We start from the raw sequence: 26,997 nt of genomic DNA on the forward strand, positions 1-26,997 counted from the left end.
CGCCCGCCTATTCGCGGCGCCAGCGCATGTCCAGGCGCGGCAGTGGTGCGGCATGGGTGCTGCGCCACACCGTGTCGCCACCCGTCCTGGGCGGCTCGGCCTGCGGCGCCCACAGCGGCACCCATTCATCCATTGGCACGCTGATGTGGCCGCGCAGCGCGGGTCGCGCCGGGCTGAAGGCGGCGGCATCGGTGGCGGGGGTTTCATAGCTCACACGCACCAAGGCCGTGCCGCCGGGCCAGGTGGGGCAAAACCACCAGCGCACCTGAGGTGAAACAGGGCTTTGGGGGGCCGCCGGTGTGACCACCGCCCCCTGCGACGCCGACCACATCCAGTGCAGCTCCGCCTGCGGCGTCGGCGCCTGCAAGCTCATCCGAGCTTCTAGCCCCTGGTTGTTTTCGGTCCACAAGGTCAGCACGGAGCGCCCAGCACCCGCCTTGGTGGAGACCACGGTGTCTGAGGTGCCGCCGGGCAGGCTGTCGCGCAACTCCAGGCGCAGGCGCACCTGCGGGAAGGACTCCGCAGCCAGCACCTTAGCTGCCTTAGGGGCCGCGGGCACCTCACAAGGTTGTGCCACAGCCGCAAAGGACGCCCACAGCGGGACCCAACAAAGAAGACGCTTCATGCGCCTGATATCGGCGGCAAGGCGGAGCGCTTGAGCCGCTCCTACTTGGGTAACTCGCCCATTGGAAGCAAGTGGCCGAGAGGCAGGGCCGCTGAAGCCTTGATCTCGCCCAAGGAGAAGCTGGTGTGCAAGTCCTTCACATTGGGCAGCTTGAACAACGTGTCCATGGTCCAACGTGAATAGGCATCCAGGTCAGTCACCAGCACCTGCAGCTCAAACGTACCTGCCCCGCTGATGTAGTGGCAGGCAATGACTTCGGGCAGGTCGCGAATGGCCGCCTCCAAGGCGCGCATGGCCTCGGCGTTGTCGCGCTCGCAATCCACCCGCACAAAGGCCAGTACGCCCAGGCCAATCTTGCGTCGGTCAATCTCGGCCCGGTAGCCGGTGATCACGCCCAGCTCTTCGAGCCTCCGCACCCGCCGCCAGGTGGGGGCCGCTGACAGGCCGATGGCCGCCGCCAGATCCGCATTAGAGATCCGTGCGTCGCGCTGCAACACGCCCAAGATGGCGATGTCATAGCGGTCCAGCTGAGATGCAGCCGCGACCGAGGTCAGGGCTTGGGGCGGCGTGATGCTGTGAGTCATGGCTGCAAAGCCCCATGTGGTCAGGTCAATGAGCGCTGTAGGGACAGATGTCCGCTAGGCGCAGGGCGGTCGAGCAGCTAGTATAGGATTGCGGCATACCCATAAAAACCGTAGTCAACGGGGCGTGAAGACAGACTGGCAACTCGGCGTACCCCGCCAAAGCGTGCCAACTGCTCACTCCCGCAAGCGCATCTCAGGCCCTGGCCGTGAGTGCCCGAGCTTTGCGTTACTGCACACACCGATGCCCCATTCTTCCCTGCTCAGCGCTGCGCCAGCGCAAGATCCGCCGGACTCGACCTTGCTGGACCTGCACGTGCCCAGTGATGCGCGGCGTTTGCCGCGCCACCGCCTGTGGGCCCATGCCATCCGAGAGGGCTTTGTGGCCTTGCTGCCGCTCACCCTCTTGGGCGCAATGGCCAATGTGCTGGCTTACCTGCCGATCAGGGGCTATAACGATTGGATGAGCCATGTTTTTGGCGCACAGTGGGGCACGGTTGCCACACTGACGCTGAACGCCACCATGGGCATCATGGGCTTGGCCAGCGCCATGGTCATTGCGATGCGCTTGTCGGCCATGCTGGCCGAGCGCGCCGCACGCGCCGAAGCCCCGCAAGCCAGCGTGGCCGCCGTTGCGGCCGCCGGCTTCATGCTGGTGGTCTTGCCCACCCAGCCCAGCACCATGAATGCCCTGGGCTATATGCATATCTTGGAAGGCCTGCTGGTCGGCTTAGCCACCGCCGAGCTGATGCACTGGGCCAGCCGCTGGCTGCCGCGGCATGAAGGCCTGAACGCGTTGGAGTCCGGCGTGCCGCTGCAGCAGGCCCTCAGGCTGTCAGAGCAAGCCGCTATTGTCTTGGTCCTGATCTATCTGGCCCACCAGGGCCTCAGCGGTCTACTGGGGCCCTGGCTGCTGCACGCTGTAGTAGAGCCCTTGCATCAAAGCCTGCAAGCCCACTTGCCCGGCGCATGGCTGATGAACCTGCTGCAGGTCATCGTCAACCAGATGCTGTGGCTGGTCGGCATCAATGGCGGGCAGTTGTTCTTGAGCCTAGGCGCTTCAGGCGCCACCTATGTCGCCGATCCAGCCGTCCTCTACGCCGCCAACGCGGCCAGCCCCACGTTTGTGAATGCCTTTGCCCACCTGGGCGGCGCGGGCGCCACTTGGGGTTTGATCCTCGCTTGCCTCGTGGGCTGCAAAGACGCTGGTTTGCGCAAACTGGCCCTGTTCTCTGCACTGCCCGCCCTGCTCAATGTCAACGAGTTGCTGCTCTTCGGCATCCCCTTGGTGTTCGGTCGGGCCTTGTTGGTGCCGTTCATCGCCGCGCCCGCCATCAACTGCCTGATCGCTGTGGCAGCCGTGGAGTGGGCGGGCATGGCCATGAACGGGCAAGCCGCCGTGTGGTCCACGCCCATATTGATTTCGGGCTATGTGATGACCAACTCCTGGTCTGGGGCGGCGGTGCAGGCGGTGGCGCTGGTCAGCTCGGTGCTGATCTATCTGCCCTACCTCAAGCGCCTGGAAGCTCAACGGCTGCGGCGCAACCAACGCACCTTGAGCGCAGCACTGGATTTCCTGACCACGCCGTCGCAAGCCCCCGCCAAGCTGCTGGAGCGCCCCGACAACCTGGGCGAAATTGCCCGAGCGCTGATAGAGGACTTCCGCCACGACCTGGGTGGCCCCAACGTTGCGCTAGCCTATCAGCCACAGCATGATGCAGCGGGCCAGGTGGTGGGGGTGGAGGCCTTGCTGCGCTGGCGCCACCCCGTCCATGGCCCCATCCCCACGGCGGCCATCATCAACATCGCCGAGGAGTGCGATGTGATCCACACCATTGGTCACTGGGTGGTCAACCAGGCCTGCGCTGACCTGGCCCATTGGCGGCGTGCCGGCTGGAGTGGCTTTGTGGTGGGCATCAATATGTCGCCCACTCAACTCGAGAACCCGGAGTGGGTCACCGTGGTGCGCAAAGCGCTTTCAAGCCATGGACTGGATGCGCCTTCGCTGGACTTGGAGATCACAGAGGGCCGGATGATTTCCTCCTCGCAGCAGGCCGACGCCACCTTGGCCGAGCTGGAGGCGCTGCATCTCAAACTCTCCATGGACGACTTTGGCATGGGCTGCACCTCGCTGCTCTACATGCAGCGGTTTCGCATGCATTCGATCAAGCTCGATGGCCGCCTGACGCGCGACGTGCTGGACAACCCGGTCAATCAAGACATCATCAGGGCCGTCGCCCGCTTGGGGAAGTCGCAAGGAGTGTGTGTTGTGGCCGAGTTCGTCGAGCACCAAGACCAACGTGATCTGCTCCAAGATTTGGGCTGCGACCTCTTTCAGGGCTGGCTCTACAGCCCAGCGCTGCCTGCCGCAGAACTGCCAGCATACCTGGCACGGGTTCAGGCCCCAGCCTGAACCTCGTGGTTTACCCGAAACCCCGATGGCGACGCATTATTCTTTCTCAAAATGGAGTTAAATGGCAACAACATTGCTATCAGTTGCTTAGGCAAGCAATCGAAAGAAAGCACCTGTCGCCTGCTTGAGCCTACACTCTGGCCCACACGCCCTTAACGCAGGTGTGGGGCTGCGGCCGGGTCACAAGCCTGTCTCCCGTGCGCCCGGCCTGCGCGACCTCACGGAGACAAACACCATGAACGCACCGCTGCCTGATTCCATCCGCTTGAGCCTGGAAAAAGTCACCCTGGACGACAAGTACGCCCTGCCCGAGGGCCGTGCCTTCATGAGCGGCGTGCAGGCCTTGGTGCGCTTGCCCATGCTGCAGCGGGTGCGCGACGCCGCCGTGGGCCTGAACACCGCCAGCTTCATCAGCGGCTACCGGGGCTCGCCGCTGGGCGGTTACGACCAGGCCCTGGTGGCCGCCAAAAAGCATTTGGCCCAGCAGCACATCGTCTTCCAGCCGGGCGTGAATGAAGAACTGGGTGCGACCGCCGTCTGGGGCACGCAGCAGCTCGACCTGTACAAAGACAAAGCCAAGCACGACGGCGTGTTTGGCATTTGGTACGGCAAGGGCCCCGGCGTGGACCGCTGCCTGGACGTGTTCAAGCACGCCAATATGGCCGGCACGGCTCAGCATGGCGGCGTGATCGCCATTGCCGGTGACGACCATGTCTCCAAGAGCTCGACCGCCCCGCACCAGAGCGACCACGTCTTCAAGGCCTGCGGCTTCCCGACCTTCTTCCCCTCCAGCGTACAAGACATTCTGGACATGGGCCTGCACGCCTTTGCCATGAGCCGCTTTGCCGGCGTTTGGACCGGCATGAAGACCATCCAGGAGGTGGTCGAGTCCTGCAGCAGCGTGGATGTCTCGCCCAACCGCGTGAAGATCCTCCTGCCCGAAGACTTCCAGATGCCCGCCGGTGGCCTGCACATCCGCTGGCCCGACCCGCCCCTGGAGCAAGAAGCCCGCTTGATGGACTACAAGTGGTACGCGGCCCTGGCCTATGTGCGGGCCAACAAGCTCAACTACAACGTCATTGAAGGCCACAACGACCGCTTCGGCATCATCTCCAGCGGCAAGGCCTATAACGACACGCGCCAAGCCCTGGCCGATCTGGGCCTGACGGATGAGGTCTGCCGCGCCATTGGCCTGCGCCTGCACAAGGTCAATGTGGTGTGGCCGCTGGAAGCCACCATCACGCGCGACTTTGCCGAAGGCCTGCAAGAGATTCTGGTCGTCGAAGAAAAGCGCCAGGTCATTGAGTACCAAGTCAAGGAAGAGCTGTACAACTGGCGCGCCGATGTGCGGCCCAATGTGATCGGCAAGTTTGAAGAAGCCGAGGGTGACAACACCGGCGGCGAGTGGAGCCGCCCCAACCCCAGCGAAAACTGGCTGCTGCGCGCCAAGGCCGACCTGACCCCGGCCATCATCGCCAAGGCCATTGCCAAGCGCCTGAAGAAGCTGGGCGTGCCCGCCGATGTGGCCCAGCGCATGGACCAGCGCGTCGCCGTCATCGAAGCCAAGGAGCGCGAGCTGGCCACCTTGGAGGTCAAGACGGGTGATCGCACACCTTGGTTCTGCTCGGGCTGCCCACACAACACCTCTACCCGCGTGCCTGAAGGCTCGCGCGCCGTGGCGGGTATTGGCTGCCACTACATGGTCAGCTGGATGCCCGGCCGCAGCACCAGCACCTTCACGCAAATGGGCGGCGAGGGCGTGCCTTGGGTGGGCCAAGCGCCGTTCACCAAAGAAGATCACATCTTCTCCAACCTGGGCGACGGCACCTACTTCCACTCTGGCCTGCTGGCCATCCGCCAAAGCATTGCGGCGGGGGTGAACATCACCTACAAGATCCTCTACAACGACGCCGTGGCCATGACGGGCGGCCAGCGCGTGGGCGAGCGCGCTGAAGGCCACACGGTGCTGCAGATCATGCAAAGCCTGACGGCCGAGGGCGTGGCCAAGCTGATCATCGTCAGCGACAACCCCGGCAAATACGAGGGCGTGAGCCTGCTGCCCGGCGTCACCGTGCATCACCGCGATGAGCTGGACACCCTGCAGCGCCAGTTCCGCGAGATCAAGGGCACGACGGCCATCATCTACGACCAAACCTGCGCCACTGAAAAGCGCCGCCGCCGCAAGCGCGGCACCATGGCCGAAAGCGAGCAGCGCGTGGTCATCAATGAGCTGGTCTGTGAAGGCTGCGGCGACTGCGGCGTGCAGAGCAACTGCGTCTCCGTCGAGCCGCTAGAGACCGAGTTCGGCCGCAAGCGCCAGATCAACCAAAACACCTGCAACAAAGACTTCTCTTGCGTCAAAGGCTTCTGCCCCAGCTTTGTGACGGTGGAAGGCGGCACGCTCAAAAAGGCCAAGCCCGCCCAAGGTGGCGTGGCCGCCATGCCCCCGGTGCCCGAGCCCACCCTGCCCGCCTGCGACACAGCCTGGGGCATTGTGGTGGCTGGCATTGGCGGCACGGGCGTGATCACCATTGGCCAGTTGCTGGGCATGGCTGCGCACATTGAAGGCAAGGGCATCATCACCCAAGACGCGGCGGGCCTGGCCCAGAAGGGCGGCGCCACCTGGAGCCATGTGCAGATCGCCAACACGCTGGAGGCCATCCACACCACCAAGGTGGACACGGCCAAGGCCGACCTGATCATCGGCTGCGAGGCCATCACCACCGCCAACAAAACCACGCTGTCGGTGATGCACCCCGAGCGCACCTTTGTGGCGATGAACAACCACCGCACGCCGACCGCCAGCTTTGTGCTGGACGCGGACTGGAGCTTCCCCGCAGAGGCCTGCGAGTCCGCGATTGCGGCGGCCGTGGGCCCGCAGCACTTCGCCGCTTTTGATGCGGAAGAGGTGTCCATCCAATTGCTGGGCGACTCCATCTACACCAACCCCTTGATGCTGGGCTTTGCCTGGCAAAAGGGCCGGGTGCCGCTGAGCCACGCCGCGCTGATGCGCGCCATGGAGCTGAACGCCGTGCAGGTGGAAAAGAACAAGGCTGCCTTCGAGTGGGGCCGTCGCTGCGCCCATGACTTGGCCGCTGTGAAGGCCCTGTTCGCCAAGGCCCAGGTGATCCAGTTCGTCAAGCGCACCAGCCTGGACGACATGATCACCCAGCGCGTCAACTTCTTGACCGGCTACCAGAACGAGGCCTATGCCGCCCAGTACCGCAGCTTTGTCGAGCAAGTCCGCGCGGCCGAAGCGCCGCTGTCCAGCACCCGCCTGACCGAAGCCGTGGCCCGCTACCTCTTCAAGCTGATGGCCTACAAGGACGAGTACGAGGTCGCCCGCCTGCACACCGACCCCAGCTTCTTGGCCAAGCTGAATGCGCAGTTTGAGGGCGACTTCAAGCTGGTGCACCACCTGGCCCCGCCGCTGCTGGCCAAGACCAACGACAAAGGTGAGCTGGTGAAGAAGGCCTACGGCCCCTGGATGCGCAGCGCCTTTGGCCTGCTGGCCAAGCTCAAAGGTCTGCGCGGCACCGCGCTGGACCCGTTCGGCCGCACCGAAGAGCGCCGCACCGAGCGCGCCCTGATCGGCGAGTACCGCGACGCCATCCAGACCGTGCTGCAAGGCCTGAACGCCGAGAAGCTGCCGCTGGCCCTGGAGATCGCCCGCTTGCCCGAGAACATCCGCGGCTATGGCCATGTCAAAGCCCGCCACTTGGCTGGCGTGCGCACGCAATGGCAAGCCTTGATGAACCAATGGCAGAGCGGGGCGAGCCAGCGCAAGGCGGCCTGAACCTACCCCATCGGTCTCGCGCCACAATATTGTGTTGAGATCGTTGGGGAGCAGATGAACATCGCCATCGTGGGCGCAGGCATTGGTGGCCTGGCCCTGGCCACCTTGGCCCAAAGGGCTGGGCACCAAGTTTGCCTGTGGGAACGCTTTGATCAACCTCGACCGGTGGGCTCGGGGCTGGTGATCCAGCCCGTCGGGCTGGCGGTGCTGGACCACCTGGGCGTGGGCGATCAAGCCCGGGCCATGGGCGCGCCCATCGTGCGCATGCAAGGGCATCTGCCTCAAGGCCGCTCGGTGTTGGACGTGGCCTACCGCCCCCACCAGCCGGGCTTGGCCTTGCACCGCTCGGCCCTGTTTGAGGTGCTGTGGCAGGCTGCGCAAGCCGCAGGCGTGCCGGTGCGCACCAGCACCGCCATCCACAGCGCCACGCTGGAGGGCGGCCAGCGGGTGCTGCGCGACGCCCAGGGCCAGGCCTTGGAGGCCGTGGACCTGGTGGTGGACGCCAGCGGCGCGGGCTCGCGCCTGTCGCCCCTGCACGCTCGGCCGCTGGGCTATGGCGCCATCTGGGGCACGGTGCGCTGGCCCAGTGATACCGCCCTGCCCTTCAATGAATTGCGCCAACGCTATCAAGGCGCCAGCCACATGGTGGGCGTGCTGCCTGTGGGGCGCCTGCCCGGTGAGCCTGAGCCTCGCGCTGCCTTGTTTTGGTCCATGCCCGCGAGCGCCTTGGACGGCTGGGCGCAGACCGATGTCACCGCATGGCAAGCCGAAGCCCTGGCCCTGTGGCCTGAGTTACACCCCTTCATCACGCAAATCACCGACACCGCGCAGATGACCCCGGCCCGCTATGCCCATGGCACGCTGCGCCGCCCGTTTGAGCCCGGCCTGGTGTTCATCGGCGATGCCGCCCACCGCGCCAGCCCGCAATTGGGCCAAGGCGCCAACATGGCGCTGCTCGATGCCCTGGCCTTGTTCACCGCCCTGCAACACCACCCGCTGCAGCAAGCCCTGCCCCGCTATGCCGCGATGCGGCGCTGGCATGTGCGCAGCTACCAAGCCATGAGCGCCGTCTTCACGCCCATGTACCAGTCGGGCAGCCGCGTGCTGCCCCTGCTGCGCGACCATGTCTTGGCACCGTGCGCCCAACTGCCGGGCATCAAGCAGGTGCTGACGGCCTTGGTGTCGGGGAACATGCTGCCGCCGCTGGGTGGGGCACCCCCCTGAAGGGCTGACGTGGCCGCCCGCGCAGCGGGCCGAACTTGTGTCAGCATGGGCACCTCTCCATCACACTGCTCCCTGACGAGCAGCCCCGCTGCATGACCGACGCTGCTTCAGACCTCGCCCAACGCTTTCGCGCCGAAGGCGTGCGCGACGTGGAATGCCTGTTCCCCGATGTCTCGGGCTACCCCCGCGGCAAGCTCATGCCAGCCGCCAGCTTTGCCAAAGGGCAGGAGCTGCGCATTGCGCAGGCCATTCCCATGCAATGCGTGACGGGCGAGTACTCCTACGACCCCATCTTCCCGGACGCCGACCCGGACGTGCGCCTGGTGCCCGACATGAGCACGCTCAAGCCCGTGCCCTGGGCCAGCGTGCCGCGCTATATGGCGATCCACGATTGCGTGGAAATGAGCGGCGAGCTGTGCGCCTTTGCGCCGCGCTCGGTGCTCAAGACCGTGCTGGCGCGCTATGCTCAGGCGGGGCTGACGCCTGTGGTCGCCCCCGAGATTGAGTTCTACCTGACCGCCGCCAACACCGACCCTGCTGAGGCCTTGCGCGCGCCCGTGGGCCGAGGCGGCCGGGCCGAGGTGGGGCAGTCGGCCTTCAGCATGAACATGCTCAATGAGCTGGCGCCTTTTTGGGATGAATTCCATGCCGCCATCGACGCTTTGGGCATTCACGCCGACACCTGGATCCACGAGGTCGGCCCGACCCAGTACGAAATCAACCTGCTGCACGGCGACGCGCTGGCCGTGGCCGATCAGGCCTTTCTGTTCAAGATGGCGGCCAAGGAAGTGGCGCTCAAACACGGGCTCAACGCCGTCTTCATGGCCAAGCCGCTCTCGGGCGAGGCGGGCAGCTCTATGCACCTGCACCAGAGCATCGTCGACGCCCAGGGCCGCAATGTCTTCAGCGCGGCAGACGGCAGCGCCACGCCCGCGTTCAGCCACTATTTGGGTGGCCTGCAAACCTATGGGCCGGACCTGATGTTGATCTACGCACCGTTCGTGAACAGCTACCGGCGCTATGTGACGGGCAGCCAAGCCCCCATTAACCTGGACTGGGGCCACGACAACCGCACCACCGGCCTGCGCATTCCCTTGAGCGGGCCCGAGGCCCGGCGCGTGGAGAACCGCATTGCCGGGGCCGACGCCAACCCCTACTTGGCCATTGCGGCCTCACTGGCTGCCGGGTTGGCTGGCATGCAAGAGCAATTGGCCCCCAGCGCGCCGATTGAAGGCAATGGTTACGACCAGGCCCACACCTTGGCGCGCAGCTTTCTGATGGCCCACGACCAACTGGCACACAGCACCCACGCCGCCCGGCTTTTAGGGGCCGACTTCGTGCGTGCTTACCTGGCCGTCAAGCACATGGAGCACGACAGCTACTTGCGCGAGATCAGCGCGTGGGAGCGGCGGTTTTTGTTGCCGCAGGTGTGAGGCGAGCGGCGTTTTCCGATGCCAAAGGACTTTGGCCACAGCCAGTGGAGGCTAGCGCAGCGGTAGGACCAGGCTGACCAACATCCCGCCACCTTCGCGCTTAGCCAATGTGATTCGGCCGCCATGGGCCTCGACGATCTCGCGACTGAGGGCCAGGCCTAAGCCCGTGCCGCTGGCCTGACCACCTGCGCCGCGCTTAGTCGAGTAAAACGGCAGCATGGCCTGGCTCAACACCGCCTCGCTCATGCCGCAGCCTCGGTCGGAAACGATCAGGCGCAGCTGCTGCGGGTGCTGGCGGCTGGGGCATTCCACGCGCAGGCTCACTTGCTCTGCGGGTCCACCCGCCTCATGGGCGTTCTTGATCAGATTGATCAAGGCCTGTTCGATCTGACCGGCATCGAAACGCGCGCCACGCCTGGGCAACTCCCCCTCCAGCACAAAGCGTTGATGCGCAGCCAGACTACCCAGAATCACCGACCAATCCACCGCCTCCAGGTGCGGCTGAGGCAACTTGGCGAACTGGGCATAGCCCGACAAGAACTGGTGCAGATGACCGGCCCGCGCCCCAATGCTCTGCAAGACCTGGGGCAGACGCTCGGTCTGGCCGCGCCGCAACAGCTCCGCCCCACTGTGCGCCATCGAAGAAATGGGCGCGAGCGAGTTGTTGAGCTCGTGGCTGATGACGCGGATCACCTGCTTCCAGCTCGCCACCTCCTGGCGTGACAGCTCATGGGTCATGCGCCGCAGCAGTAAGAGGCGATGCGGCCGCCCCTGCAAAACAATCTCGCGTTGCGAGAGATGGAAGCGCTCCTCCATGCCGCCTTCCTCGATCGAGAAGAGCTGATCCTGGCGCTCCGCCAAGGCGCTGCGCATGGCCTCGGGGGCCAGAGCCAGCCATTCGCTCAGAAGGCTACCCGTCAGGCTGCGGCCCCCTGCCAGCAGAGCCCGAGCCGCGATATTGGCGTAGGCCACCCGGCCTTGCTCGTCGCAGAGCAGCAGCGCCAGGGGCGTGTTTTGCACCACCGTGTCCAGCAGCAGTTCGCGCTGGGCCAGCTGCTGGCGTTGTTCACGCAGCGCGACTCCCAACTCGTTATGCAAGCGCAGCAAGTCACCCAACTCGCCCCGCGCCTCCGGGCCGGTGGCGTTGATGGAGAGACTGAAGTCGCCGTCCCGGTAACTCAGCACCGCGCCCTCCAAGGCCCGCAGCAAGCGCAGCAGCGGCGCCATGAACCGCGCGGAAAGGATCAGCAGCAAAGGCAGGATCAGGGCCAGGCTCAAGCCCAGAGAAGCCAGGCTCCAGGGTGGTGGCGCAGCCCAAGTCCAACCCCAATGCTGCTGCGCCCAAGCCAGCGCGGCGGGCAGCGGCCACACAGCGATGGCGGCATGAGCGGCCAAGGCCAGAGCAGCCGTCAGCATCAGCAGCAGCAACAAACGCTGCCGCAGGCTGAAGCTGAACAGATCAGGCACCTTGGTCCAGACCATAGCGCTCCATGCGCCGGTACAAGGCCTGACGCGACAAACCCAACTGCTGGGCCACCCGGCTGACCACGCCGCCATGCTGGCTCAGGGCGGCGAGCACGGCCTCGCGGCTGGGCTCGTCCAGATTGCGTGTCGGCGGGGCAAGCCCCACCAGTGCGCCGCTCGCCGCTTCCAAGCCCAGATGCATGGGCGTGATCCAAAGCCCCTCCCCCGCCAGCAAGGCGGCGCGGGCCATCACATTTTTGAGCTCACGCACATTGCCCGGCCAGCGGTGCGACAGCAAGGCCTCGCGCGCCGCGTCCGAAAGCTGGGCTCGCGTCTCATGCAGAAAATGCTGGGCCAGGGCCAGGATGTCGTCGCGGCGCTGGGCCAGGGCGGGCAGGCGAAGCTCAAAGACATTGAGGCGGTAGTACAAATCCTCGCGAAAAGTTCCTTGCGCCACCATGGCTTTGAGGTCGGCATTGGTGGCGCTGATAATGCGCAAGTTTGATTCACGGGTGCGGCTGGAGCCCAGGCGCTCGAAACGGCCCGTCTCCAACACCCGCAACAGCTTGACCTGACCGGCCAGCGGCAAGGTGCCGATTTCGTCCAGCAACAAGGTGCCGCCATGGGCCGCCTCGAAGCGCCCTTCGCGAGCCTTGTGCGCGCCGGTGAAGGCGCCGCTCTCGGCGCCGAAGAGTTCCGCCTCGATCAAGTCGGCTGGCAGCGCGCCGCAGTTCAGCGCAACGAAGGGCCCACTGCGGCGGGCCGAGTTGGCATGCACGATGGCCGCCACTTTCTCTTTGCCGCTGCCATTGGGCCCACTGACCAGCACCGGCAGCTCGGTGCGCGCCACTTGCGCCGCCAGCTCCAGCGTGGCCAGCATGGCGTCGGACGCGAACACCAGGCCACCTAAATCGATGCGGGCAGCCAGGGCATCGCGCCGTGCTTGGCGCTCTTGGCGCTGGTGTTGCAAATCGCGATTGCTCTGCGCCAACTCCAGCAAGTTTTCCACCGTGGCCAAAAGCTTGCGGTCGTCCCAGGGCTTGGCCAGATAGTCGGCCGCACCGGCCTTGACCAGCTCCACCGCGTTCTCCAGCCGCGTCCAGGCGGTCAACAAAATCACCGGCAGATCGGGGCAGCGCGCGCGCAGGGCGCGAAAAAGGGCTACGCCCTCCTCGCCCGAGGTGGTGTCTACGCGGAAGTTCATGTCCTGAATCACCAGGTCCACGGGCTCTCGGGCCAAGAGGGCCAAGCCGGCTTCCGGGCTGGCAGCGTAATGGGCCGTGATGTCTTGCAAGGACAGCAGCAGGCTCAGGGCCTCGCCCACACCGGGGTTGTCGTCAATGATCAGAACGCTGCGCATAGGATCTCAAAAGTGAGGGCGAGCATAAGGGCATTTTCAGGGCCACGACGCTCACATGCGCAGGGCCACCACCGGGGGCAAGGCTGCGGCCCGGCGCGCCGGCGCCAGCACGGCCATCTGGCCCAAGAGGATGAGCAACAGGGCGCCGATGGGCAGATAGCTCCAGGGCAGGCGCGGCATCTCATAGCTTTGCATCAGGAGCAGGCTCAAGGCATAGGCTCCCACCATGCCGATCACAATGCCCAGACCCGACAGCAGCAGGTTCTCCAGCTGGAAGTAGCGCAAGATCTGCCCTCGTGTGGCACCCAAAGCGCGGCGCGTGCCAATCATTCGGCTGCGCTGCTGCACCCAGAAGCTGGCCAGGCCCACGATGCCAAAGGCCGTCACCACCAGCAAGGCCAGGCAGACACCGCTCAGCAGGCCGACCATGGAGCGGTCGGGCGCGAAGTACTCGTCGCGCATCTCACTCAGGGTCTGTTTGCGATTGATGATGCGGCGGCTGTCCACTTTCTCGATGCTCGCCACGGCCTGATTGAGCAGCTCCGCGCGGCGAGCCGGGTCCACCCGCAGCAGATAGTTGCCGGTGCCAAAGCTGGGCCGCACCGGCAGCAGCATAGCGGCGTCCTCAATCAGGAAGCTGCCGCCCTTGGGGTGCGGAGGCTGCAACTTCTCCACCACGCCGACCACGGTCTGGGGTTTTTCACCAAAGACATAAACCAGTTTGCCCAGGGCGGACTGCCCGGGAAACAGTTTCTGCGCCGCCGCACGGTTCAGGATGACGCTGGGGATGGCCAGCTCCGGGTCAAACTCGACCTTGGACTGCAGCTGAAACTCCTGTGGCGTGAAGTCCCGCCCCTCCAGCAGACGCAGGCCCATCACCTCCAAGGCCGACTCACCCACGATATAGGTGGAGACGCTCTCCTTGTTCACCCCCTCGCCGGGCTCCACCGCCACCCCGCTATTGCTGCTGTTATCGCCGTAAGGCACCTGATTCGCCAGCATCGCCCCGCGCACGCCGGGCAAGGCCCGCAGGGCTTGCAGATCGCGCGCACTGACAGCGTCTTGGTCCTCGCTGCGGCTGATGTCGGCGACCTCCAGCACCAGCAATTCAGACTCCGCCAGCCCGCTTTGCCGGGACATGGAATCCACCCGCTGCGAAATCAAATGCAAGGCATTGCTGACGATGGCGCAGCTCAGGGCGATCTCCAGCACGATCAGGGCTGCGGCCGTCTTGTGGCGGCGCAGGGTGGAAAGAATCGGCATCAAGTCCATGATCTTTGTTCCTGAGTTTTTTGTTTATTGAGTTTTCAGCTGCAAGGCCGGCGTGATACCCGCAGCGCGCCAAGCCGGCAGCAGCCCCGCGAGCAAGCTGGCGGCCAAAGACAAGGCCAGGCTCAGGCCCAACATGGGCCAGTCCATCTGCACCGCCGAGGCATAGCTGTTGGGGCTCAGGCGCACCAGCCACAGCCCGCCCCAGGCCAGCAGCAAGCCTAAAGCGCCACCCGCCGCCCCCAAGGCGCCCGCCTCCACCAGAAACTGCACAAAGATGTCCTTGCGGGTGGCGCCCAGCGCGCGGCGCACGCCGATCTCGCCCGAGCGCCGCAAGGCCGTGGCCAAGAGCAGCCCCACGGTATTGGTCAGGCACACCAGCAGGAAACCGAAGGCCAGCCAGACCTGCAGCTTCACATCCTCGGGCAAGACCTCTTGCTGGCTCAGCCAGTCCATCACCGGCCAGGCGCGGGCATTGGGCGGGCGCTGAAAGCGGCCGGCCTCAAGCTGGGTCTTGGAGTAGTCGCGCAGATAGTCGCGATAGGCCGGCACCTCGGCCGGGCTGGCCAGCTCCACCCAGTACTGCAGCCAGGCGCAAGGCGCGTTGACGCCCTGCCGATTCGCCGGGTTGCTATCACCCCAACAATTCCTATTGCCCGAGCTGCCGAACTTGAGTTGCATGGCGGTTTGAAAAGGCAGGTATAGATCAGCCGCCTGGTTGTACTTGCCTTGGGTCAGGTCGAAGTAATGCGGGGATGGCCGCCAGGCTTTCAAAACGCCGATCACCCGCAGGGGCACGCCCTTGGCCGTGACCATACGGCCCCGGCTATCGCCACCACCGAACAGGCGTTCGTTGAGGCTGTGCGAGATCACCACCACCCGCGCAGCCTCGGCATCGGCTTGGGCGTCCCAAGCGCCGCCGTGGGCAAAGGGCGCTTCAAACATGGCGAAAAAATCCGCCGACGCGAAACGGGCCGAACTGAAGAAGGGTTTGATCTTGGCGTCGTCCGGCTGCAGCGGCACAAAGCCTGCCGTCATCATCACCTGCCGCGCCCCACGCTTCTCTCGCAGCAAGGCTTCAGCGTCATATCGGGTCAGCTGCAGGGTGGGCTCGGCACCAGGCCGGTAGTCAGCGTCGCGAAGCTCAGCGTCCAGTTGCACATTGAGCAGGCGAGTGCTCTTGGACGGGATCGGGTCAGCCGCAAGCACGTGATAGACGCTCAGCGTGGTCATGCAAGCACCGATGCCCAGACCCAGGGCCAGCACCATCAACACGCTCAGACCGGGGCTGCGCCTGAAGCTGCGAAGCGCCAGGTCAAGGTAGTAAGCCAACATCAGGAATTCCCCTGCAAAAGAAGGTTGACGGCGGCCAGCTCAGGCTCGCCCAGTCGGCCTGCAGCCTGCTGCAGGAGCAGGACAGCAAGCACATGGCGATGGCGCGCTTGGTTGAATGCGTTCTGCGCCGCCGACTGGCTTTGTATGGCCAGCAGCAAATCGGTCATCGTGCGGGTGCCCAAGGCCTGGCCGGCTCGGGTGGCGGCCAGGCCCTGAGTAGCCGCAGCCACGGCACGCGCCGAGCTTTGCAACTGGGCCCGGCTGATCAGCCGCGCTTGGTACTGGGCTTGGGTCTCGCGCACCAGGGCGCGCCGCGCCGCTTCCAGTTCTTCACGGGCCGCATCACGCTGGTACAGGGCCTGGCGCTTTTGCGACTCGGTAGCGCCACCGGCAAAGAGCGGAATCGTCAAACGCAGACCCAGGGTGTTGACCCAGCGACCTTGGTTCATGTCGCTGATCTGGCTGGGCCTGTTGTTGTAGCGCTCGCTGTCCAGGCCGACGCTTAACGTGGGCAGATGGGCGGCACGGGCCGCATCCACCCGCTGCTCACCGGCGCGCAGGCCCAGCTGAAAGGCCATCAAGCCGGGGTTGTTTTGCAGGGCTTGTTCGACCCAGGCTTGGGGCCCGTCCTCGCTGCGCTGATCGTCGCCCAGATTCAGCTCGGCGGCCAGCGGCGCCAACTGGCCATCGCCGCCTTCTCCGCTCACTTGGCGCAGAGCCTGGCGCGCATCGGCCAAGAGCTCTTGGGCATCGGCGCTGCTGCCCTGGGCCAGGGCGTGATAAGTGCGTGCCTGGTCCACATCCAGCTGCGCTGAAAGCCCCGCCTCAAAGCGGCTCTGCGCCTGCCTGACCTGCTCGGCAAAAGCGGCCTCATTGGCCTGGGCCGTGGCCAGGCTGGCCTGCGCTGTCAGCACGCCGAAGTAGGCCGTGGCCACCCGGGCGCACAAGGCCTGCTCAGCCGCCCGCACACGCGCGTCCTGAGCGGAGAGCAGGGTCTGCGCAGCGTCCCAGCTGCGCAGCTGGCCCAGATCCAGCAAGACCTGGCTCAAGCGGCTGGCCAGATCAAGCCGCTGGCTGCCGTCAGGACTCAGGCGGCTTTGCGTGGCCTCGGCCCGCCACTGCGGCAACAAGGCGGCGCGGGCCTGCAGTGCCTGCTCCTCCTGGACGCCGCGGGCGGCCTGCACCTGGCCCAGCACCGGATCGCTGCTGCGGGCGCGGGTATAGACCTGCAACAGATCTTCGGCCGCACTGTGGCCAGGCCAGGCCAGGCTCAGACCGAGCAAAGCGAAGACCGCGATGCGCATCACGCCACCTCCAGCTTGAAGCCGGGCAGCTCGGCGGCCATGTCTACCACTTGGCCGTCTATCACATGCACATTGCGCTGGGCGCGCGCAGCCAGCTGAGGGTCGTGGGTGACCATCACGATGGTGGCACCCTCGCGGTGCAACTCCTCCAGCAGGTCCATCACGCTGCGGGCCATCTGGCTGTCCAGATTGCCGGTGGGCTCATCCGCCAGCAGGAGTTTGGGGCTGCCGGCCAGGGCGCGGGCGATGGCCACGCGCTGCTGCTGGCCGCCCGACAACTCGGCCGGGTAGTGCTTGGCGCGGGCCGACAGACCGACGCGGGCCAGGGCCTCGGCGGCGCGCTTTTTGCGCTCGGCCGTTGGCATGCCGCGATATCTGAGCGGCACCTCGATGTTGTCCAGCACGTTCAGATCCGGGATCAGATTGAAGGCCTGGAAGATGAAGCCGATCTTCTCGTTGCGGATGCGCGAGCGGCGATCATCATCCATCTGGCTGACGTCCACCCCGTCCAGCAGATAGCTGCCCGCGCTGAAGGCCTCCAGCAAGCCGGCAATGGTCAAAAACGTGGTCTTGCCCGAGCCCGAAGGGCCGGTGACGGCCACGAACTCGCCCGCCTTGACCGTCAGATTGAAGTCGCGCAGGGCATAGGTTTCCACCATCTCGGTGCGGTAAACCTTGGCCAAGGATGTCATCTTCAGCATGGAAACACTCCGTTGAGTTTGTAAACTAGTCAGCAATCGTCACGCGCTCAGCACCGCGGAAAGCGTCCGCCCCCGAGACCACCACCTGGTCGCCGGGTTTGAGGCCCGACAGCACCTCGACCTTGCTTAGGCTTTGTGCGCCCAGACGGATGGCGCGTTTGACCGCTTGGCCGTCTTGCAGCACGTACGCGCTGTGACCGCCGCCCTCTTCGATGAAGCTGCCGCGCGCCACGGTGAGCACGCTCTCGCGACGGTCCAGCAGCACCCGCACCGACAGGCGTTGGTTCTGGCGCAGCTGCTCCGGCAGCGCGCCATCAAAGCGCAGGCGGGCGGCCACCTCGTTGTTCACCACCTCGGGCGAGATGGAGCTGACCCGCCCGGCCCATTGCTTGCCGTTACCCGTGATCTCGCCAGGCATGCCGGCCTGCAACTCGCGGGCAAAGCTTTCAGCCACCTGCATCTGCACCTCCAAGGCCGAGAGGTCGATGACAGAAAGCAGCTTGCCGTCCTTGGCCACGCTCATGCGGTCGCTGACAAAGAGCTGGCCAACCTGGCCGTCCACCGGCGAGCGCAGTTGCAGCTCGTCCAACTGGCGTTCCAGATCCTTGACCATCAGCTGCTGGCGCTCAAAAGCTTGGCGCTTGGCTTGCAGCTCAAAACGGGTGGCTTCGAGCTGCAGGCCTTGCAGGGACTGAGCCTGCTTCAAAGCTACCTCAGCACGGGCCAGGGCATCGCTGGCTTGGTCGACCTGGGCTTTGGCCGTGGCACCGGCCGCAAAAGCCTGGGCCTGACGGTTCAGATCGTTCTGCGCTGATTTGTAGGCAATGGCGGCCGTGTCCAGCGCGCTTTGCGCTTGAGCTTGGCTTTGCCGTATGCCGGCTTCGGCGCGCAGGGATTCGCTCTTCAAGCCATCGGCATTGGAGCGCTCCTGGGCCAGTCTCGCTTGCAGCTCGGGGCTGGCAAGGGTCAGCAAGACCTGACCCTTCTTCACCGCATCGCCCGCCTGAACTTTCAGGCTCACCGTACCGGCATTGGCCGCATACAGAGTGGGGCTGACAGCGGCCACCACCTTGCCCTCGCCCGCGACATCGCGCACCAGCGGACCCTGCTCCACCGTGGCCAGGCTGAGGCGCTGGCGACTGAAGGAGGCGTCTGCACCGAGTTGCTGGCGCACCGTTGGTGCGGCCCACACCAACAAACCCAGGGCCGCCGATGCAGCAAGCCAAGGCAGTAGCCGTCTTAGGCGGTGCGGTGCTGGCGGTAGGGGGCGGTCTTGTGCAGAGGTGTCTCTCATCATGGGAATAGGACTCGCTGGCAAATCCGCTAGGCGCGGGACTGCTCATCCAAAGCAAGATGTGCGCCCATCCCAGTGAATGCAAAAATTCCTTATCCGACAATAACTTAGCCGTTGCGGCATGAGCAATCCAATTGTCCGCGGACAAGCGCAGACAGTGGCCGACGTGGTCGCGGACAGTGCGCAGAGGGGCATTGCCCTGGTTTGAGCTTTTGAGCCGCCGACTTGGCACACAGCTTTCTGTGTGGCCCACGACAGCACCCTGCGCGAGATCAGCGCGTGAGAGCGGCAGTTCTTGTTGCCTCAGGTGTGACACCGCCTCGCCAGTCAGGTTTGGGCCAAAGACCATGAGGGCGCAGGCGCATGGTGACGATCATCACGATGGCGATCATCAGGGGTCTCACCATCCCGGCATCCAAGCGACCCTCTGTCATGCTTTGCAAGGGCCCCACCACATAACGTAATACTTCCGGGAGTGCCGTCAGTATCAAGGCCCCCAGCAGGACCCCGGACAAGTGGCCCATTCCTCCAAAAACCACCATGGCCACGATGAAGACAGACTCTTGCAGACTGAACGCTTCTGGTGACACAAAGCCCTGGAACGAAGCAAACAGCCCGCCTGCCAACCCGCCAATGCCGGCACCCAGCGCGAAAGCCAAGAGCTTGAGACGACTGACTGGCAATCCCATGGCCTCGGCGGCCACCTCGTCATCCCGAATCGCTTGCCACGCCCGCCCCCAGCGAGATTGTTCAAGGCGGCGACACAGCACCAACACCAAAACGACGCAAACGGCGAACACGTAAAAGTGCAGGGTCACAGGCGCCAGTGTCAGTGGACCCAGCTGCATGGATTGATCCAGAGGCCACCCTGCGATGCGCAAGGGGTCCATGGGTCCAACGCCGCGAGCCCCGTTCGTGAGGTTAAGGGGTGCGTCACCCAGGTTGACCAGCAACAGGCGAACAATCTCGCCGAACGCCAAGGTCACAATGGCCAAGTAGTCGCCGCGCAACTTTAAGGTCGGGCCTCCGAAGGCCATACCCAGCAGGGCGGCCAGCCCGATGCCCAGAGGCAATGTGAGCCACGGCGGGGCATGCAGGCCCAGAGGAAACCAAAGCAGCAAGCCCGCGAAGGTGTCGGACAGATGCGGCGATGAGAGCAAGGCTACGACATAGGCCCCCATCGCGTAGAACCCTACGAAGCCCAGTTCTAGCAGACCGGCATAGCCGACGATGAGGTTCATGCCGAGGGCCAGCAAAAGGTAGAGCAAGCACATGTCTGCGATGCGCACCCAATGGTGTCCCCAGGATTGCAAGAGCAAAGGAAGAACAAACAGCGCCGCCCCCAACAAGAGTTTTTGCCAGAAAGCGACTCCGCCACACACCGCCCTGCGTTGGTGCTGGTCATGCACTGACTGATGCCGATGAGCCTGAAGAGGACGCTTCACGCGGATGACCTTTGTAATGAAAAACCGGGTGCGACGCTTTTGTTCCAGATCGCAGGACTGTCTGACTTGGGGAGGGTGGACGGGCTAGCGGGATATCTTGTAGCAGGCATTGTGTCCGTGAGACATCACTCCGGCCTGTCCAACTTCGCCGTTAAGAAAATGGTCGAGAAGGTGTCTCGCACCCCCTTGACCATGCGGATCTTGTCGATCACGGCGTCCAGCTCTTGGGTGGACTCGGTGAGCAGCAGGGCGCAGAGGTCGTAGCGGCCGCTGACGGTGTAGAGCTTGGTGATTTCGTGGCGCTTGGACAGGGCCTTGATCACGTCGGCCTCGTTTTGCGTGTCGATGGACATCAGCACCATGGCGCGGATCACATTGCTGCCGCGGGTGCTGGCCACGCTGACGGTGTAGCCGGTGATCACCCCCGTTGCCTCCAGCGCCTTGAGGCGCAACTGTGCCGTGCTGCGGGCGCAACCCAAGGCCTTGGCGATGCTGGCCAAGGGCAGGCGGGCGTTGACCTTGAGCAGCTCGATCAACTGGTGATCCAGGGCGTCCATTTGGGCGATGGAAGGCGCTTTTTTCATTGTGGATGACTGTCAGTCAAAGTGACTGAATTCTGGCACTTGAATCATTCACTTTGCCAGTTTTATTCGGCGCCTTGGATTTCTACACTGACGGCACATCACCCTGCGAGCGGCAGGGTTGCGCACACTCTTTTTTGGTCGAGGCTCACCATGCTGCAAAAAGTCGATTTCGCTACTTCCCCCAAGAAGCTGCTGACCTATGAGGCGCTGCAAGCCTATGACCCGGAGAGCGAAGAATGGCAAAAGCAGTTTGCCCGGCGCTACACCCACCACTCGGAGCTGATGGGGGTGTTGAACAACGTCGAGAACGTGGACGAGACGGTCTACAGCAAGTTTGCCGTGGCGGTCACGCCCTATATGGCCAAGCTGATGGACCGCGACGACCCCAAGTGCCCGGTGCGTATGCAGTACATGCCCACGTTCTCGGAGGAAACCAAGCCTCAGTTTGCGACCATGCTCGACCAGTTGGGCGAAGAAGGCGACACTGTGCCTGGCACCAGCGTCGTTCACCGCTATCCGCGCCGGGTGCTTTTCTTGGTCTCCAACACCTGCGCCACGCTCTGCCGTTTCTGCACCCGCAAGCGCATGGTGTCGCAGCCTGAAGGCTCGGTGGCCAAGGACGAGATTGAAGCCTCCATCGACTACATCGCGGGCAACACCCAAATTCAGGATGTGCTGCTGTCGGGTGGCGACCCCCTGACCTTCTCTGACGAGCGCTTGGATTACATCTTGGGCGAGCTGCGCCGCCGCGCCCCGCATGTGCGCTTCTTGCGCATGGGCTCGCGCATGGTGGTGCAACTGCCTACGCGGGTGACGCCCGAGTTGTGCGCCGTGCTGGAAAAGCACCGTGTGCAAATGGTCAACATCCACATCAATCACCCCAAAGAGATCACCCCGCTGCTGCGCCAGCGCGTCAAGCTGCTGCAAAAGGCCGGCATCATGATGGGCCTGCAGACCGTCTGCCTCAAGGGTGTGAATGACGATGTCGAGGTGATGCGTGAACTGTTCTTGCAGTCCATTGAAATGGGGGTTCGGCCCTACTATGTGTATTCGACCGACATGGTCGAAGGCGCCCACCACTTCATCGTGCCGCATCACCGCATGATCGAGCTCTACGAAGGCCTGCGCGGCTGGATCAGTGGCCCGGCCGTGCCCACTTTCATCGTGGACGGCTTGGGTGGGCTGGGCAAGCTGCCCATCATCCCCAGCTATGTGCGTGAAGAGCCTCTGCCTGACGGCAGCGGCACCACCGTGAAGTGCCGTAACTACGCCGGCAAAACCGTCGAAATGCCAGGCCTGGGCCAGGACTTCAGCCTGCCCAGCATCAGCAACTGAAGACGCCTATGCAAGCAGTCAGCAAAAAAGGGTCGCCCTACGGCACGCACCGCGTGCTGGAGCCCCAAGGCGTGATGCCACAGGGCGCCTGGAAGATCGACAACACCCTGCCGATCTTTGACAACGAGATCCTCATTGATGTGTTGGCGCTCAATATTGATGCCGCCAGCTTCACCCAGATCAAGCAAGAGGCCGGCGGTGAGGTGGACCGCGTGGCCAAGATCGTGCTGGGCATTGTGGAGACACGCGGCAAGCACCACAACCCGGTGACGGGCTCGGGCGGCATGCTGATCGGCACCGTCGCCCAAGTGGGCGAGGCCTTGCGCGACAAGATCGATCTGAAGGTGGGCGACAAGATCGCCACCCTGGTGTCGCTGTCACTGACACCGCTGCGCATTGACCAGATCGTCAAGATCCACCTGGACAAAGACCAGATCGACATCCAAGGTCAGGCCGTGTTGTTTGAAACCGGGCTCTATGCCAAGCTGCCTGCCGACATCGACGAGAAGCTGGCTTTGGCGGTTATGGACGTGGCCGGTGCCCCCGCACAAACCGCCCGCCTGGTGCAGCCCGGCCAAACCGTGGTGGTGATTGGCGGCGGCGGCAAGTCCGGCACGCTGTGCGTCTACGAAGCCAAAAAGCGCGCAGGCCCCACCGGCTGCGTCATCGGTGTCTCGCCCTTCGAGAAAGACTGCGCGCGCATGCGCCAGCTTGGCTGGGCCGACCACACTTTGCAGGTCGATGCCCGCGATGCGCTGGGCTTGATGGAAGCGGTAGCTGGCGTCACCCAAGGTCGCCTGGCCGATGTGGTGATCAACTGCGTCAACATCCCCAACACCGAGATGGGCAGCATCTTGGCCACGCGCCAGCACGGCACCATTTACTTCTTCTCCATGGCCACCAGCTTCACCGCCGCCGCCCTGGGCGCGGAAGGCGTGGGCAAAGATGTGCAGATGATTGTGGGCAATGGCTATGCCACCGGCCACGCCGACCATGCGCTGGGCCTGCTGCGCGAAAGCGCCACCTTACGCAGCCTGTTTGAAGAGTTGTATGTCTGAGACCTCATCGGCGCTGTGGCGCTGCATCACCGAGGCCGACGTTCGTACCGTCGCCTTCATGGGCATGACCAAGAACACCGGCAAGACGGTGGCGCTGAACCATGTCTTGGCGGCTGCGGCGCAAGCCGGCTGCACCGCGGGCGTCACCAGCATTGGCCGCGATGGCGAAGACCGCGACCAAGTCTTCCAAGTGCCCAAGCCACCCGTGATGGTGTGGCCGGGCAGCTTGGTGGCCACCGCACGCACCACGCTGCAACGCGCCAAGGTCAAGACCCGCTATCTGGGCAGCACCGACATCTCCAGCCCCATGGGCGAGATCCTGCTGGTGCAAGTGCTTGAGCAAGGCGAGATGGAAATTGCCGGTGCTTCGCGCAGCGCGGATCAACGCACCGCCATTGCCCTGCTGCAGCAGTGCGGCGCCGACCGCGTGATGCTGGACGGCGCCTTGGGCCGCAGCCACCATGCCTCACCGGCCATCGCCGATGGGGTAGTCCTGGCCACGGGCGCGGCCTTGGGCGGCGGCATGGGCGATGTGCTGCGCAAAACGCGTGACCGCCTCGCTATTCTGAACTTGGCCGCTGCACCCGCCGAGATGCAGCAGCGCTGCGCCATGGTGTTTGAAGACGGCGGCGTGGGCCTGTGGGGCCCAGCGGGCGAGACCGTGTTTCAAGCACCGATTGCCACGCTCAATGCCGGCACCACGCTGCTGTCCCAAGCCCAGGGCCGGGCCGTGGCGCTGGTGGCGGTCAGCGGTGCGGTGGGGCGCTCACTGTGGGCCGCTTTGCTGAGCTTGGCTCAAGCCAACCCCGGCCTCAGCGTGATCGTGGCAGACGGCACCAAGCTGTTTGTGGAGGCGGGCGACCTGGCTCAACTGCAACGCCTGGGCGCGCAGCTTCTGGCTCACCGCGCCATCCGTTTGATGGGCCTGACTGTCAACCCATTTTCACCTTACGGCGGCAGCTTCCAGGCCGACGACTTTTTAGCCACTGCTCAGCACGCCTTTCCCGGCCTGTGCGTCAGCGATGTGCTGCTTGAATTTGACGGAGTTTCAGCATGAACCCCTTGCAGTTAGACACGGCGCAAATTGACCGCGCCAGGGGCTCGGCCCGGCGCATTGCGCGCCAGGTCTATGACGAGATGTCAGCCTTCACCACCACCACGGTGGAGCGCGCCACCCTGCGCCTGATGGGCATTGATGGTATCGACGAGAACGAAGTGCCCCTGCCCAACCGCGTGGTCGAGCACCTGCAAGCTCAAGGCCTGCTGGCCCATGGTGCGGGCCTGATCGTGGGCGCGGCCATGCAACAGCACCAGCTCAGCGCCCAGCAAGTAGCCGAGGGCGTGGCCACCGGACAACTCACCTTGCGAATGCCCTCTGACCTGAGCGCCGCACGCCAGCAGGCCGACGCCTTGGCCGACCGCATGTGCCAGCACATTGCGGGCCAGCGCGGCCAGCGCCAGCAGTTCTTGAGCACCCAAGGCGATGCGCCCACGCCCTGGCTGTATTTGATTGTGGCCACCGGCAACATCTATGAAGATGTGGCGCAAGCCCGCGCAGCGGCCGAGCAAGGCGCGGACATCATTGCCGTGATCCGCTCCACTGGCCAAAGCCTGCTCGATTACGTGCCCTACGGCGCCACCACCGAAGGCTTTGGCGGCACCTTTGCCACGCAAGAAAACTTCCGCCTGATGCGCACCGCCTTGGACGAAGTGGGGCAGCGCATCGGCCGCTATATCCGGCTGACCAATTACTGCTCCGGCCTGTGCATGCCCGAGATCGCCGCCATGGGCGCGATGGAGCGGCTGGACATGATGCTCAACGACTCCATGTACGGCATCATCTTCCGCGACATCAATATGAAGCGGACCTTCATCGACCAGTTCTTCTCGCGCATGGTGAACGCCTATGCCGGCATCATCATCAACACCGGCGAAGACAACTACCTGACCACGGCGGACGCCGTGGAAGCCGCCCACACCGTGCTGGCCTCGCAGCTCATCAACGAGCAGTTTGCCTATCTCTCAGGCCTGAAGCCCGACCAGATGGGCCTGGGCCACGCGTTTGAAATCAACCCCGAGTTGGAGAACGGCTTTTTGTGGGAATTGGCCCATGCGCAACTGGTGCGCCAGGTCTTCCCAGAGGCTTCGCTGAAGTACATGCCGCCCACCAAGCACATGACGGGCAATATCTTCAAAGGCCAGGTGCAGGACACCTTGTTCAACGTGATCAGCACGGTGACAGGCCAGCACATCCACCTGCTGGGCATGATGACCGAGGCCATTCACACGCCCTTCATTCAAGACCGCTTTTTGGCCATCCAGAATGCCAAGTATGTGTTTGGCACCATGAAGGACTTGCACAGCGAATTGCAGGTCAAGCCCGGTGGCCAGATTGAGCGCCGCGCCCAAGCGGTGCTGGCCGAGACCGAAGCCATCTTGGCCCGCATTGAAAGCATCGGCCTGGCTGCCGCCATTGGCGAAGGCACCTTTGCTGACATCTCCCGCACCCCCACCGGCGGCAAAGGCCTGGACGGTGTGATTACCAAGACCGCTGAGTACTACAACCCCTTCCCTGCCCGCATGCAAGGCGGCGCCGCACACCATGTCTGAGATCAAACTGCCAGAGCAATGGGTCAAGCCCTACGGCGACACGCTGGGGGATGGCCGGGTTCAACTCTCCTTCACCTTGCCGGTGAGTTTGGACGAAACTGCCAAGGAAGGCGCCAAACGCCTGGCCTTGCAAATGGGCCTGGAAGAGCCCGCCGTGGTGCATGCCGAGAGCATGGGCCAGGGCTTCAGCTTCTTCGTGGTCTATGGGCAATGCAAATACCAGGTCGATCTCTCCGGCTTGCAGGTGGCCAAGCCTGAGTTTGAGGTGCTGGACAAAGACGGCATCAATGCCAAGATCGCGCAGCACATGGGCCGGCGCATGGTGGTGATCGGCGCCACTATCGAGACCGACGCCCACACCGTCGGCATCGACGCCATCATGAACATGAAGGGCTATAACGGCCACAAAGGGCTGGAGAGCTATCACGAAATCCGCGCCCTGAACCTGGGCGCGCAGGTGGACTCTGAGGTGCTGGTGGCGCGTGCCATTGAAGAGAAAGCCGATGTGATTCTGGTCTCTCAGGTGGTGACGCAAAAGAACATCCACCTCGACAACCTGACCCGCCTGGCCGACATCTTGGAGGCCGAAGGCCTGCGCGACAAAATCGTCTTGATTGTGGGCGGCCCCCGCATCAGCCATGAGCTGGCCAAAGAACTGGGTTACGACGCCGGTTTTGGCACCAAGACCTATGCCGAGGATGTCGCCTCTTTTGCCATCCACGAGTGGATTCAACGCTTCAAAGGGCCTGCCCATGTCTGACACCTCCACCATCACCAGCATGATCCGCCTGCGCCTGGGCTCGCACGATGCCCACTATGCGGGCAACCTGGTCGATGGCGCCAAGATGCTGCAGTTGTTTGGCGATGTGGCCACCGAGCTGCTGATCCGCAGCGACGGCGATGAAGGCCTGTTCGTGGCCTACGACAAAGTCGAGTTCTTGGCCCCCGTGATGGCCGGTGATTTCATCGAGGCCCACGGCCGCATCACGCAGATGGGCAAGAGCTCGCGCAAGATGGAGTTTGAAGCGCGCAAGGTCATCAGCGCAGCGCAAGTGCCGGGCCAAGTGTCTGCCGCCGATGTGCTGGACCCGCCCGTGGTGGTGTGCCGCGCCTCGGGCACCTGTGTGGTGCCGGTGGGGTTTCAGCGTCTGGCGCGTTGAGCCGGA

The 26,997-nt window shown here is 64.3% G+C and carries 21 protein-coding genes; 10 read left to right on the forward strand and 11 right to left on the reverse strand.

Annotated features, from left to right (window positions below):
• Positions 1 to 7: 7 nt before the first annotated feature.
• Together ACIQ3Q_RS08550 and ACIQ3Q_RS08555 are read right to left on the reverse strand one after the other, a co-directional pair.
• Positions 8 to 559, reverse strand: a complete 552-nt coding sequence (locus ACIQ3Q_RS08550) for a hypothetical protein (protein WP_396268642.1) — start codon at positions 557 to 559, stop codon at positions 8 to 10.
• 107 nt (positions 560 to 666) lie between these two features.
• Positions 667 to 1,209 (reverse strand): Lrp/AsnC family transcriptional regulator, encoded by a 543-nt coding sequence (locus ACIQ3Q_RS08555; RefSeq protein WP_396268644.1) that lies wholly within the window; start codon positions 1,207 to 1,209, stop codon positions 667 to 669.
• Positions 1,210 to 1,450: 241 nt separating this feature from the next.
• Between ACIQ3Q_RS08555 and ACIQ3Q_RS08560 the strand changes: the two genes are divergently transcribed.
• The 4 genes from ACIQ3Q_RS08560 to ACIQ3Q_RS08575 all read left to right on the forward strand — a co-directional run bounded on the left by ACIQ3Q_RS08560 (position 1,451) and on the right by ACIQ3Q_RS08575 (position 10,072).
• A complete protein-coding gene (locus ACIQ3Q_RS08560) occupies positions 1,451 to 3,619 on the forward strand; it encodes an EAL domain-containing protein (protein ID WP_396268646.1) in 2,169 nt (722 codons plus the stop codon).
• A 235-nt stretch (positions 3,620 to 3,854) separates the two neighbouring features.
• On the forward strand, positions 3,855 to 7,415 hold the full coding sequence (locus ACIQ3Q_RS08565; protein ID WP_396268647.1) for an indolepyruvate ferredoxin oxidoreductase family protein: 3,561 nt from the start codon (positions 3,855 to 3,857) through the stop codon (positions 7,413 to 7,415).
• Positions 7,416 to 7,469: 54 nt separating this feature from the next.
• The gene (locus ACIQ3Q_RS08570; protein ID WP_396268649.1) at positions 7,470 to 8,639 is read left to right on the forward strand and encodes an FAD-dependent oxidoreductase; all 1,170 of its coding nucleotides are present in this window, start codon (positions 7,470 to 7,472) and stop codon (positions 8,637 to 8,639) included.
• A 92-nt stretch (positions 8,640 to 8,731) separates the two neighbouring features.
• Positions 8,732 to 10,072 carry a glutamine synthetase family protein gene (locus tag ACIQ3Q_RS08575; RefSeq protein WP_396268650.1) on the forward strand — a complete coding sequence of 447 codons (1,341 nt, stop codon included), beginning with the start codon at positions 8,732 to 8,734 and terminating at the stop codon, positions 10,070 to 10,072.
• A gap of 51 nt (positions 10,073 to 10,123) precedes the next feature.
• Here the strand turns inward: ACIQ3Q_RS08575 and ACIQ3Q_RS08580 are convergent, their stop codons facing one another.
• The 9 genes from ACIQ3Q_RS08580 to ACIQ3Q_RS08620 all read right to left on the reverse strand — a co-directional run bounded on the left by ACIQ3Q_RS08580 (position 10,124) and on the right by ACIQ3Q_RS08620 (position 20,828).
• Positions 10,124 to 11,554 carry a sensor histidine kinase gene (locus ACIQ3Q_RS08580; protein WP_396268651.1) on the reverse strand — a complete coding sequence of 477 codons (1,431 nt, stop codon included), beginning with the start codon at positions 11,552 to 11,554 and terminating at the stop codon, positions 10,124 to 10,126.
• Positions 11,532 to 12,896 carry a sigma-54-dependent transcriptional regulator gene (locus tag ACIQ3Q_RS08585; protein WP_396268652.1) on the reverse strand — a complete coding sequence of 455 codons (1,365 nt, stop codon included), beginning with the start codon at positions 12,894 to 12,896 and terminating at the stop codon, positions 11,532 to 11,534. The genes ACIQ3Q_RS08580 and ACIQ3Q_RS08585 overlap by 23 nt, the downstream gene beginning before the upstream one ends.
• Before the next feature lie 51 nt (positions 12,897 to 12,947).
• Positions 12,948 to 14,168, reverse strand: a complete 1,221-nt coding sequence (locus ACIQ3Q_RS08590; protein ID WP_396268654.1) for an ABC transporter permease — start codon at positions 14,166 to 14,168, stop codon at positions 12,948 to 12,950.
• A 24-nt stretch (positions 14,169 to 14,192) separates the two neighbouring features.
• On the reverse strand, positions 14,193 to 15,500 hold the full coding sequence (locus ACIQ3Q_RS08595; RefSeq protein WP_396268655.1) for an ABC transporter permease: 1,308 nt from the start codon (positions 15,498 to 15,500) through the stop codon (positions 14,193 to 14,195).
• Positions 15,500 to 16,804 carry a TolC family outer membrane protein gene (locus ACIQ3Q_RS08600; protein ID WP_396268657.1) on the reverse strand — a complete coding sequence of 435 codons (1,305 nt, stop codon included), beginning with the start codon at positions 16,802 to 16,804 and terminating at the stop codon, positions 15,500 to 15,502. The genes ACIQ3Q_RS08595 and ACIQ3Q_RS08600 overlap by 1 nt, the downstream gene beginning before the upstream one ends.
• Positions 16,804 to 17,505: an ABC transporter ATP-binding protein gene (locus ACIQ3Q_RS08605; RefSeq protein WP_396268658.1), complete on the reverse strand. Its 702-nt coding sequence runs from the start codon at positions 17,503 to 17,505 to the stop codon at positions 16,804 to 16,806. Before ACIQ3Q_RS08605 ends, ACIQ3Q_RS08600 begins: the two co-directional genes overlap by 1 nt.
• 25 nt (positions 17,506 to 17,530) lie before the next feature.
• On the reverse strand, positions 17,531 to 18,802 hold the full coding sequence (locus ACIQ3Q_RS08610; RefSeq protein ID WP_396268659.1) for an efflux RND transporter periplasmic adaptor subunit: 1,272 nt from the start codon (positions 18,800 to 18,802) through the stop codon (positions 17,531 to 17,533).
• A gap of 269 nt (positions 18,803 to 19,071) precedes the next feature.
• Positions 19,072 to 20,088, reverse strand: coding sequence for a branched-chain amino acid ABC transporter permease (locus ACIQ3Q_RS08615; protein WP_396268661.1), 1,017 nt, complete (start codon positions 20,086 to 20,088; stop codon positions 19,072 to 19,074).
• A 281-nt stretch (positions 20,089 to 20,369) separates the two neighbouring features.
• Entirely contained in the window at positions 20,370 to 20,828 is a 459-nt protein-coding gene (locus ACIQ3Q_RS08620) for an Lrp/AsnC family transcriptional regulator (protein WP_396268663.1), read from the reverse strand.
• Between the two features lie 150 nt (positions 20,829 to 20,978).
• Here ACIQ3Q_RS08620 and ACIQ3Q_RS08625 point away from each other — a divergent pair, with 150 nt between their 5' ends.
• Genes ACIQ3Q_RS08625 through ACIQ3Q_RS08650 form a run of 6 tightly spaced genes read left to right on the forward strand, consistent with a single transcriptional unit; the run spans position 20,979 to position 26,991 of the window.
• Positions 20,979 to 22,163 carry a KamA family radical SAM protein gene (locus ACIQ3Q_RS08625; RefSeq protein WP_396268664.1) on the forward strand — a complete coding sequence of 395 codons (1,185 nt, stop codon included), beginning with the start codon at positions 20,979 to 20,981 and terminating at the stop codon, positions 22,161 to 22,163.
• An 8-nt stretch (positions 22,164 to 22,171) separates the two neighbouring features.
• Complete coding sequence (locus ACIQ3Q_RS08630) at positions 22,172 to 23,221, forward strand: zinc-binding dehydrogenase (protein WP_396268665.1); 1,050 nt, start codon at positions 22,172 to 22,174, stop codon at positions 23,219 to 23,221.
• Positions 23,214 to 24,278, forward strand: coding sequence for a hypothetical protein (locus ACIQ3Q_RS08635; protein ID WP_396268667.1), 1,065 nt, complete (start codon positions 23,214 to 23,216; stop codon positions 24,276 to 24,278). Before ACIQ3Q_RS08630 ends, ACIQ3Q_RS08635 begins: the two co-directional genes overlap by 8 nt.
• Positions 24,275 to 25,831: a lysine 5,6-aminomutase subunit alpha gene (locus ACIQ3Q_RS08640; RefSeq protein WP_396268669.1), complete on the forward strand. Its 1,557-nt coding sequence runs from the start codon at positions 24,275 to 24,277 to the stop codon at positions 25,829 to 25,831. The genes ACIQ3Q_RS08635 and ACIQ3Q_RS08640 overlap by 4 nt, the downstream gene beginning before the upstream one ends.
• The gene (locus ACIQ3Q_RS08645; RefSeq protein ID WP_396268671.1) at positions 25,824 to 26,591 is read left to right on the forward strand and encodes an OAM dimerization domain-containing protein; all 768 of its coding nucleotides are present in this window, start codon (positions 25,824 to 25,826) and stop codon (positions 26,589 to 26,591) included. Before ACIQ3Q_RS08640 ends, ACIQ3Q_RS08645 begins: the two co-directional genes overlap by 8 nt.
• The gene (locus tag ACIQ3Q_RS08650) at positions 26,584 to 26,991 is read left to right on the forward strand and encodes a hotdog domain-containing protein (RefSeq protein ID WP_396268672.1); all 408 of its coding nucleotides are present in this window, start codon (positions 26,584 to 26,586) and stop codon (positions 26,989 to 26,991) included. Before ACIQ3Q_RS08645 ends, ACIQ3Q_RS08650 begins: the two co-directional genes overlap by 8 nt.
• Positions 26,992 to 26,997: the final 6 nt, after the last annotated feature.

Source organism: Ideonella sp. (assembly GCF_044358605.1).
Lineage (GTDB): Bacteria > Pseudomonadota > Gammaproteobacteria > Burkholderiales > Burkholderiaceae_C > Ideonella.

What these genes read in the sequence shown, in the direction of transcription:
- ACIQ3Q_RS08555 (WP_396268644.1), bottom strand. Translation starts at nt 1,209, where the DNA reads ATGACTCACAGCATCACGCCGCCCCAAGCCCTGACCTCGGTCGCGGCT.
- ACIQ3Q_RS08630 (WP_396268665.1), top strand. Translation starts at nt 22,172, where the DNA reads ATGCAAGCAGTCAGCAAAAAAGGGTCGCCCTACGGCACGCACCGCGTG.
- ACIQ3Q_RS08560 (WP_396268646.1), top strand. Translation starts at nt 1,451, where the DNA reads ATGCCCCATTCTTCCCTGCTCAGCGCTGCGCCAGCGCAAGATCCGCCG.
- ACIQ3Q_RS08585 (WP_396268652.1), bottom strand. Translation starts at nt 12,896, where the DNA reads ATGCGCAGCGTTCTGATCATTGACGACAACCCCGGTGTGGGCGAGGCC.
- ACIQ3Q_RS08650 (WP_396268672.1), top strand. Translation starts at nt 26,584, where the DNA reads ATGTCTGACACCTCCACCATCACCAGCATGATCCGCCTGCGCCTGGGC.
- ACIQ3Q_RS08600 (WP_396268657.1), bottom strand. Translation starts at nt 16,804, where the DNA reads ATGCGCATCGCGGTCTTCGCTTTGCTCGGTCTGAGCCTGGCCTGGCCT.
- ACIQ3Q_RS08570 (WP_396268649.1), top strand. Translation starts at nt 7,470, where the DNA reads ATGAACATCGCCATCGTGGGCGCAGGCATTGGTGGCCTGGCCCTGGCC.
- ACIQ3Q_RS08635 (WP_396268667.1), top strand. Translation starts at nt 23,214, where the DNA reads ATGTCTGAGACCTCATCGGCGCTGTGGCGCTGCATCACCGAGGCCGAC.
- ACIQ3Q_RS08580 (WP_396268651.1), bottom strand. Translation starts at nt 11,554, where the DNA reads ATGGTCTGGACCAAGGTGCCTGATCTGTTCAGCTTCAGCCTGCGGCAG.
- ACIQ3Q_RS08625 (WP_396268664.1), top strand. Translation starts at nt 20,979, where the DNA reads ATGCTGCAAAAAGTCGATTTCGCTACTTCCCCCAAGAAGCTGCTGACC.
- ACIQ3Q_RS08565 (WP_396268647.1), top strand. Translation starts at nt 3,855, where the DNA reads ATGAACGCACCGCTGCCTGATTCCATCCGCTTGAGCCTGGAAAAAGTC.
- ACIQ3Q_RS08640 (WP_396268669.1), top strand. Translation starts at nt 24,275, where the DNA reads ATGAACCCCTTGCAGTTAGACACGGCGCAAATTGACCGCGCCAGGGGC.
- ACIQ3Q_RS08575 (WP_396268650.1), top strand. Translation starts at nt 8,732, where the DNA reads ATGACCGACGCTGCTTCAGACCTCGCCCAACGCTTTCGCGCCGAAGGC.
- ACIQ3Q_RS08620 (WP_396268663.1), bottom strand. Translation starts at nt 20,828, where the DNA reads ATGAAAAAAGCGCCTTCCATCGCCCAAATGGACGCCCTGGATCACCAG.
- ACIQ3Q_RS08645 (WP_396268671.1), top strand. Translation starts at nt 25,824, where the DNA reads ATGTCTGAGATCAAACTGCCAGAGCAATGGGTCAAGCCCTACGGCGAC.
- ACIQ3Q_RS08595 (WP_396268655.1), bottom strand. Translation starts at nt 15,500, where the DNA reads ATGTTGGCTTACTACCTTGACCTGGCGCTTCGCAGCTTCAGGCGCAGC.
- ACIQ3Q_RS08590 (WP_396268654.1), bottom strand. Translation starts at nt 14,168, where the DNA reads ATGGACTTGATGCCGATTCTTTCCACCCTGCGCCGCCACAAGACGGCC.
- ACIQ3Q_RS08610 (WP_396268659.1), bottom strand. Translation starts at nt 18,802, where the DNA reads ATGATGAGAGACACCTCTGCACAAGACCGCCCCCTACCGCCAGCACCG.
- ACIQ3Q_RS08605 (WP_396268658.1), bottom strand. Translation starts at nt 17,505, where the DNA reads ATGCTGAAGATGACATCCTTGGCCAAGGTTTACCGCACCGAGATGGTG.